Below are 7,637 nucleotides of genomic sequence, written 5' to 3' on the forward strand. Positions count from 1 at the left end.
CCCGCCCCGCCGTGCGCACGCTCGGTGTACCGGTCAAATCGTAGACGCCGTAATACAGCACCGCCCCGCTCACCCGCGCCAGCAATTCGGGCGATTGCTTCAGCGCCAGCAGCGTGGCCGCCGCCAGATGCCCACCGGCAGACTCGCCGACAACGATCACCGGCAGGCCGGCGAACTCCTCACAGTCCCCGAGCAACCAGCGCGCCGTGGCCAGGCAGTCTTCCAGAATCCCTTCGACCGGTGTATTCACCGCCAGCCGGTAATCCACCGACACCACCGCCACCTCGCACGCATTCACCATGGCCACGTTGAGGTCGTCATTCATCTGCGCATTGCCGATCACCCAGCCGCCGCCATGGATATCCAGCACCACGCCTTTGGCCTTGCCCTTCGGCCGAATGATTCGCACCGGCACCGAGCCCACCCGCCGGCTTTCAGCGTGCAGGCCATGCTTGAGCAACTTGTTGCCGGCCACCATCTGGCTGGAGCGCAACAGCGCCTGGATCACCCGAGGCGTCACGCGGTTGCGGATGCGAAAACGCGGCATCCAGGCGAGCTTCTGGTTAAAGCGCTGCATTTGCGCCAGTTCATGTTCTTCAGCAGGCCACAGCGTGTGAGTTCCCAATTCGATATTCCCCCTATCTCTAAAAGAGATGTTCACCTTGGCCAGTGTGCGTGGGCATCATGGCAATGATGTTTCCGCCCTCTGCCCACGCCGCCAGGCTCAGCGGTTATTGCGCAGGATGGAGAAATTCAACGCAGCCGCAACGCTGAGCCACACCAGGTACGGGAACAGGATCAGCCCGGTGATCAAATCCAGGCGCACCGTCAGCAGCACCATGGCGGCCACTACCAGCCACAGCAGCGTGATGATCACCATCCCGGCGAAAATCCGGTGGGCACCGAAGAACACGGGCGTCCACAGGGTGTTGAGCGCGATCTGTGCAGCCCATAGAGCCAGCACGATTTCGCTGCCGGGGATCAGGGTCAGGCGGTAGCCGGCCCAAGCCAGCAGCAGGTAGATGATGGTCCAGGCGACCGGGAACAGCCAGTTGGGAGGGGTGAAGCTGGGTTTGACCAGGGTGGCGTACCAGTCGCCCGGTTTGAAGATAATGCCGGTGCTCGCAGCAGCACCGCAGGCCAGAAGAAAAATAAACAACGTCACCATAATCGGTCCTTAGCTGAGAGCAGCTGCTGGAGATGAAAGCCTTGACGGCGGTTTCAGGGTTGGACGCCCCGCGCAGCAAAAAGTGTATTTTTCTTTGCTCCGTGCCCCGCCACAGATGCCCTAGCTGAACGCGATGTAAACAGGCTGCTGCTCCACCGCCGACTGCTCACAAGCACGGACCAGATCCCGCACGCAATAAAGTCGCCAGCCCTTGCCCGCGCCCCACTTGGCAGCCACATCCTCAAGCGAGGCTGCTTCATCCCGTGCGGCCCGCTCCCAATCATCGTGCCCGATCTCGGCGATCAAGCGTGTTTGGTAGTCCTTCAAAAAGGGAAGCAAGCCCTGCGCATGATCAACCTCCAGCAGCACAATGTCAGCCGAGTCCAGTTGCTGCCTGGCCGCCTCGACCCAGTCCCGCGCCTGCAACGGCAGCGCGTCCAGCACCGCCTCAAAGGCCGATCCCGACTTGTCGCTGCCCTGAAACGAACCACACCCAATCTCGCCACCCGCCATGCCCTTCTCCTTAACCGTTATTCATACCCACCCGGTTACTGACTTAGCCCCAGGCGCTTTTTCGCCTTGTAGCAATCATTGATCGCGATCGCCTGCTGGTAATACTCCGTACGCTGCGCGCGGTTACTGTCGCCCAGCAGCCGATACATTTCAGCCTGATAATCCCGACTGCTGCCCCACTGCAACGCCATGCCCTGAGGCATCTCGGCCCTGCATTCAAGCTTCACCGCAGGCTGCGGGAAATACTGCTCATACTCGGGCGCGCTGGTTGCAATGGCCTTCAGCGTTGTCTGGAATTCAGGCGTGTCCGTAAATGCAAAGCAAAAGGATGAAAGCTGCAGTGCCGGTGGTGCAAAGCCTTGTAGGAAGCTGCTTCGGAACAACGGGCAGGCCTTTTCCTTGATCTCGTCGACCGGGTAGAACATCACGTAGATCATCGCGAGGCGATGCTGGGCCACCGGGTGGTCCAGCGCGGCAGCTTGTTCAAGCAGCTTGATCGCCGGCTTGAGCAACTCGCCTGCCTCCTCCACCAGCACTTGGGAACGCTTTTTCTCGTCTGCGCTGGCGGTGGGAAAGTTCGCAGGCACCGCTTCCAGCTTGGTATTTGCTTGTTGTAGGTAGGGCACAGCCTGCTGATAGAGGCTCTCGGCGTGCGGGTCAATGTGCGGGGTGTTGGCCGTGCACAGTTGCGGTAACAGGCAGCCCAGGAACAGGGCAATCCAGAGGGGGATTTTCATAAACAGGCTTCCGTGCGGTGGAGGCGTGGCTTGCCAGGGGCTCATTCCTTTGAGAGCTACGCAGGTTCTGTCACATTCTACGACAAGCATCTCACGGCGAAACACGCCGTTTCACCCTATCGATGATCCCTTATGGAAATACAGATTTCGGAAACGTCCGACTGGCAATTGTACGCCACCATCGCCGAAACGCTGGAGCACGGTTTGAAAGGCGAATGGACCGTAAAGACCGACGGGCTGGATCAGCGCTATTGGGATTTGTGCGTCGAAGGCCAGACCCTCACCCTGCACCTTGAGCATTATCTGGGGATCAGCCTGCTCATGCCTGGCCAGGGCGAGAGCCTGGAGGGGTTGAGTGATTTGGGGTTGAGGGCGTACCGGCTGGTGCTTCCATTTGCGGGATAAAGGAGACTTTGCGTAGGCCGTAGCACCTTGCTCCTTTGCCTACGCTTGCGTCAGAATCCGCCGGCTTGTGCACCTGGGTGGCCATCTCTAAGGTTGCTCGGTCGCTGAAAACTCAGTGATCGGGTTTAGTAGCCTGAGTTTGGATATCTGTGCATGAGCTTCACCTTCTTCAGACAAGTTGTCTGTGCTTGATGGTGGCTGTGTGCAGGGCGCCTTCGGGCGCGCCGGCTCTAGATATCCACCGGTCTACTAACCTGTGCACAGCTGCCACCCTATCGTTTAGTAGCGACAAGGTGGCGGCCTCATCCAGGGTATCTATATATGTTCAAAATAACGCCAAATCCGCCAAACAAGCCGGATCTAAAACTCCACCAGGCTGCCCAGCGCGCCATTGATCACTACCTCAATCCCGGCACTGATGCCGAGACAGTCCCAGAGACAACCGCCCTCTTCAGCGTCACCTCCGGCGTCAGCAGCGAAATCCTGATCGCCAACAGCTATGAAACCGTTTCCTCCGTCAGCGCCCTGCTGCTCGACCTGTCCGACGAACTGACCGGCAAAGACCGCGACGTGGCATTGGCCATACACCAACTGAGCGAATTGAGTGTGCTGCTGATCGGCAAACTGATGGACCGCGAAACACCTCGGGCGTAGAGCCCAACGCGGTCCTGCGGGACTAGCCCTTCAACTCACCCAACCGATTACTCGCCGCGTCGTCGTATGCCACATACAGCGACTCGGCGATTTGGCTTTTGATGGCTTTGGCACTTTCCAGCCCCAATACAAAACCTTCGGCTTTGCCGCCTGCGCGGTTCAGGTCTTCTTTGGTGTCAGCACCGGTGATGGCGTCGAGGAGCTTGATGGCTTGAGGGCCTACGCCTTTTGGGAGGCTGATTTGGTCGATGCTCATAGGGATGCCTCGGATAAGGTGCGGGATGGGGTGATGCGGGGTGAAAAGGTCATGGGCGATACCTTGAGATTGAGGTCGGTAGCGCGTGGAACCACTGCCGGGGGGGCCATGGTAGACCGGTATGGGAATTAAAGGGCCGGTTTCGGCCAGAAGCAGTCGGTCGCGATCAGAAAGGTTTGACGACAACGAGTCGCTCTCGCACTCTGTTTATAACCCATTCATTCATCAGGTTCCCGCATGTCATTAGCGACCGTAGTGCTGCTCGACTCCTGGCCACAGCCAAGTACGTCGCCTGAACCAGTGGTGTTCGCCACGGACACGCAACTATGTTTACGGTATTACACCACCGGAGAAGAAATAGCTGTGGTTCATTTTCCGCTAGTAAAGAAAATCCAATTCGGTTCGCCAAACGACGAAGCTTTGGGCGGCCATCCGCTCATTGGACTTGGCCTAAAGCATTACCAAATTCATCGAATAGATAATTCGCCTTGGTTAGCAGAGCTTGAGCAAAGGAACGCCATTCATCCTCGACACGACAAACAGCGGTTCATGAAAGATGCTATCCACTATGTCTTTACGTTTCAGGACTCTACCTTGGAATGCATCGCAATCGAGGGGGCGTTCTGGCATCCCAAAGTGCAAGTCTTTACCTCGGAGCAGGAGGCAAAGGATGGCTGGCGCACACTGGTGAATGACGTGGGTGCATTAACCCAATAGTCAGGAGCGGATGGCTGCGTTGGGTCGGAAGCGGTCGGTCATGAGCGGCCGCTTCTGGCCGATTCTGTTGAAAAAGTCGTACTCGCTTAGCCAAGGTGACCGCCTGCATCAATGAATAGCTTGCGGAGTTTTTTTCGAGCCGCCTCTGAAAGACGCTGTGAATAGCGTTGAAACTCTTCTTCGGCTGTATCGGGCTTGCCGTTCATGGCCAATACAAACGCGTATGCAAGAGGATGTTGTATGTAGTTGTAGAAACCCAGGCCACCCGTCGACAAATGCTGCTTGACCCGCTCGAAAGCACCAGGCAAGTCGGCTATCGAACGAGCCTCGTCCCAAAACGATTCAGCTTTTGGAATGGCAGCCCGGAGGATATTGGGTGCGCTGGTTGCTATGGCATCAGGTCCGTAGCTGCATGAAATATCAAACGCTCGATCGCGCACATTGAAAGTCAGATCAGGTCGTGCTGATTTTGACGTCCTGTGCCATTTGATTTCATTGCCGGAAAGATGGGGAACGAAGTCCAGTGACAGAGCCCATGACGGCGCTAGCGCGCCGCCTTTCCACTGCTCAAGGCGAAAGAGTTGGCGAATGGGAGCATCGACGCTACGAAGCCAGGACAGCGGGCCCTGAACTTCGAATCCTAACGGCTGTAAAAGTGACTCTATGGTTGGCGAAACAATTTCGTGGATTTGATCTATTCGCACTATCTCGAACGTTTTTCCCTGCATCGGCGGCCCCATGCTCAAAAGTAATCCCACTTCGACAACTTCGGTAGTTGGTTCGACCTCAGATAATAGATGCAGAAATAGGGGTCAGACCACCATTATTGAAAACGTGGTCTGCCCCCTATTCTTCTCTGGTGTCTGCGCCGTTTGGGTCTTGCAGATGGTGATTACCGCGAGCTGCGAAAGCGTGGTGACGTGCCTGACGGGAGAACGATGAAGGGCTGGTATCAACTGCGCAGTAGAAAATAGAGAACTGCGTCATGAAGTATTTTCTTGGCAAATAGTGGCCCGTGCCGGGGAAGTCACGACGTGACAACGCCATGCGGCAAGTTGATTGGAAAATCCTGAGAGTTCCTGAATTCCCGCCCCATGAGGCACAACATGTGAAAATTTATAGAGTAGTCTCATAGAATATTTTTCTCTTTGGGTATGCATAAATAATAGCGAGGCTGGTATTGGAGGCTAGTGTGAACTGGGATAGCCTGCGCCCACATTTTTAAATAGGGGTCAGACCACCATTATTGAAAACGTAGCCCACCCCCTACTCTTCTCTCCCGCGGCACCCAATAACGTTTTGCTTGAACACAATTAACGAGAGCAACTGAGGAGGCGGGTCATGCTTGAGGATTTTAAACACGCACTTTACCGTCATAAGAGGCTGTTCTGGCTAGTGATGGTTATTGTCATCCTATCCAAAGTGGCAACCATAATGCCGGCGATTATCATCGGGCGCGTAGTAGATACCTTTACCCAGCACACCTTGGATTCAGAGACGGCCTTGTATCTGTTGGGGTTTATCTGCGTCGGCGTTATTAACGTTATTCTTATCCCTATTCAGGGGTACTATTTGACCCGTTTTATTCAAAAAGGGCTCAGCGATGTTTCGATTCGATGGGTTCGCGAGATATTCACCAAGCACTTCGACCTGTTCTCATCGATCAATATCGGCAAGATGCTCAAATCGATTGAACGCGGCATACAAGCCAGCGAGCGAATTCTTAACTACGCGCTGATCACTATTTTGCCGCTTTGCATCGAGTTCATCGTGATTTCGGCGTGGCTGGTATGGATTGCGAATATTGTGTTCCTGGCGCTTGTGCTTGCACTTTCCGGCGTCTACCTGGCATTGACCCACTACTTGATCACGTGGCGTCGCGCTCATATCGATGCGGTCAATGACGCCGAAGATGAACAGGCGGGAGTATTTGCAAACACGATTCAGGCGGGTAAACAGATAAGGCTGGAGCGGGCCCAGGAATCGGGGCTGAAACCCCTGTTCGATACGTTTTACCAGTACGCGGATGCCGCGACAAAAGTCGGATATTCCGCTGCGGTACTAGGGGCGTCAAGGGCACTTTTCTTAACCCTGACCAGCAGCACAGTGATCGGGTACGGCATCTTTGTAAGACAGGCTTCGGCGTCCGAACTGACGGTTGGCGACTTTGTCGTCTTGTTTACCTTATCCACGATGTTTTTCAACACGGTGTTCAGCATCGGAGAGGTCTATCGTTTCGCCGATCAATTCTCTTCGGACTACGCCAAGTTTCGATCGATTCTGCGCGAGCAAAGCTTCAAGGGTAAGGCCGAGAGCTTGCCCTTGGATTCTGACAGCTTGATTTACCCCGCCTCCACTGCACTGATCGCCGAGGGAGTTTCATTAGTCATTCAACAGGCCATCGAAGTGCGCCCCGGTGAGCATCTTGCCGTCGTTGGGGCAAGTGGCTCCGGAAAATCAACCTTTGTGGAACTGCTCGTGGGCGTGAAGCAGCGTTCCGGGCTCACCGTCCGGATAGGACAGACCGCGCTTGAGTCAATCGCTGAAGAGGAACATTTTCGGCTCATTCGGTATTGCCCCCAAACTCCGAAGTTTTTATCAGGCAACCTGGCAGACGCTGTTTTTTTTCATGGCTCGTTCAACTCGACATTTAGCAGCGTCGCGGCGCAGCTCAATATCCAGCACCTGTTTGACGAATTGCCTGTTCGAACGATAAATCAAGACGCGACCAGTATTTCCGGTGGCGAAGCAAAAAAGCTTTCGCTTCTACGCGTGCTGCTACGACCTGGGAATTTCAACATATTCGATGAGCCGACCTCATCCGTTGATCCTCAGGGCGCCTCGTTAATCTGGGATGCACTCTTCACCTGCTTTGCCGATAAAAGTCTAATCTGTGTAACCCACGATTTCACTGTGCTCAATCACTTTGATCGAGTCATCGTCTTCGACACGGGCAGAATCGTTGCAGATGGCAAGTGGCAAGACCTGGTGGCTCTGGAGTCGGTCTCCAACGTCATACGCAAAGTTCAGGAGGAAGAGCCGGTTTCAGGGCATTAAGTTACTGAAACGGCTTTGTACGCTAAGAATGAAATAGGGGTCAGACCCCTATTCCTCTCAGGTCGCGTAGGTCTCAATACGGGACGGAAAAGGGGGCATTTATTTGATCTAATAAATGCCCCCTTTTCCG

At 55.1% G+C, this 7,637-nt stretch carries 10 protein-coding genes; 4 read left to right on the forward strand and 6 right to left on the reverse strand.

The window, feature by feature from the left end; translation table 11 throughout:
• The 4 genes from HX846_RS01940 to HX846_RS01955 all read right to left on the reverse strand — a co-directional run.
• Positions 1-577 (reverse strand): alpha/beta hydrolase (locus tag HX846_RS01940; protein ID WP_178964858.1); only part of this gene is annotated, 577 nt, incomplete at its 3' end.
• A 147-nt stretch (positions 578-724) separates the two neighbouring features.
• Entirely contained in the window at positions 725-1,165 is a 441-nt protein-coding gene (locus HX846_RS01945) for a TspO/MBR family protein (RefSeq protein WP_076016149.1), read from the reverse strand.
• A gap of 123 nt (positions 1,166-1,288) precedes the next feature.
• Positions 1,289-1,681 (reverse strand): hypothetical protein, encoded by a 393-nt coding sequence (locus tag HX846_RS01950; protein ID WP_178964855.1) that lies wholly within the window; start codon positions 1,679-1,681, stop codon positions 1,289-1,291.
• A 35-nt stretch (positions 1,682-1,716) separates the two neighbouring features.
• Complete coding sequence (locus HX846_RS01955; protein WP_256739757.1) at positions 1,717-2,463, reverse strand: hypothetical protein; 747 nt, start codon at positions 2,461-2,463, stop codon at positions 1,717-1,719.
• 87 nt (positions 2,464-2,550) lie between these two features.
• Here HX846_RS01955 and HX846_RS01960 point away from each other — a divergent pair, with 87 nt between their 5' ends.
• Both HX846_RS01960 and HX846_RS01965 read left to right on the forward strand, forming a co-directional pair.
• Positions 2,551-2,823: a DUF3630 family protein gene (locus HX846_RS01960; protein ID WP_178964856.1), complete on the forward strand. Its 273-nt coding sequence runs from the start codon at positions 2,551-2,553 to the stop codon at positions 2,821-2,823.
• Positions 2,824-3,144: 321 nt separating this feature from the next.
• Positions 3,145-3,477: a DUF6124 family protein gene (locus HX846_RS01965; RefSeq protein WP_177040495.1), complete on the forward strand. Its 333-nt coding sequence runs from the start codon at positions 3,145-3,147 to the stop codon at positions 3,475-3,477.
• 22 nt (positions 3,478-3,499) lie between these two features.
• On the opposite strand, the gene HX846_RS01970 is transcribed toward HX846_RS01965, so the two are convergent.
• Positions 3,500-3,733: a hypothetical protein gene (locus tag HX846_RS01970; protein WP_003214497.1), complete on the reverse strand. Its 234-nt coding sequence runs from the start codon at positions 3,731-3,733 to the stop codon at positions 3,500-3,502.
• Between the two features lie 237 nt (positions 3,734-3,970).
• Between HX846_RS01970 and HX846_RS01975 the strand changes: the two genes are divergently transcribed.
• Positions 3,971-4,450: a hypothetical protein gene (locus HX846_RS01975; RefSeq protein ID WP_178964857.1), complete on the forward strand. Its 480-nt coding sequence runs from the start codon at positions 3,971-3,973 to the stop codon at positions 4,448-4,450.
• Between the two features lie 86 nt (positions 4,451-4,536).
• Here HX846_RS01975 and HX846_RS01980 read toward each other — a convergent pair whose 3' ends face one another.
• Positions 4,537-5,208: a hypothetical protein gene (locus tag HX846_RS01980; protein WP_256739758.1), complete on the reverse strand. Its 672-nt coding sequence runs from the start codon at positions 5,206-5,208 to the stop codon at positions 4,537-4,539.
• A 583-nt stretch (positions 5,209-5,791) separates the two neighbouring features.
• Between HX846_RS01980 and HX846_RS01985 the strand changes: the two genes are divergently transcribed.
• Positions 5,792-7,507: an ABC transporter ATP-binding protein gene (locus HX846_RS01985; RefSeq protein WP_102368500.1), complete on the forward strand. Its 1,716-nt coding sequence runs from the start codon at positions 5,792-5,794 to the stop codon at positions 7,505-7,507.
• Positions 7,508-7,637: the final 130 nt, after the last annotated feature.

Origin of the sequence: Pseudomonas sp. K5002, assembly GCF_013386655.1 — a bacterium.
GTDB lineage: Bacteria > Pseudomonadota > Gammaproteobacteria > Pseudomonadales > Pseudomonadaceae > Aquipseudomonas.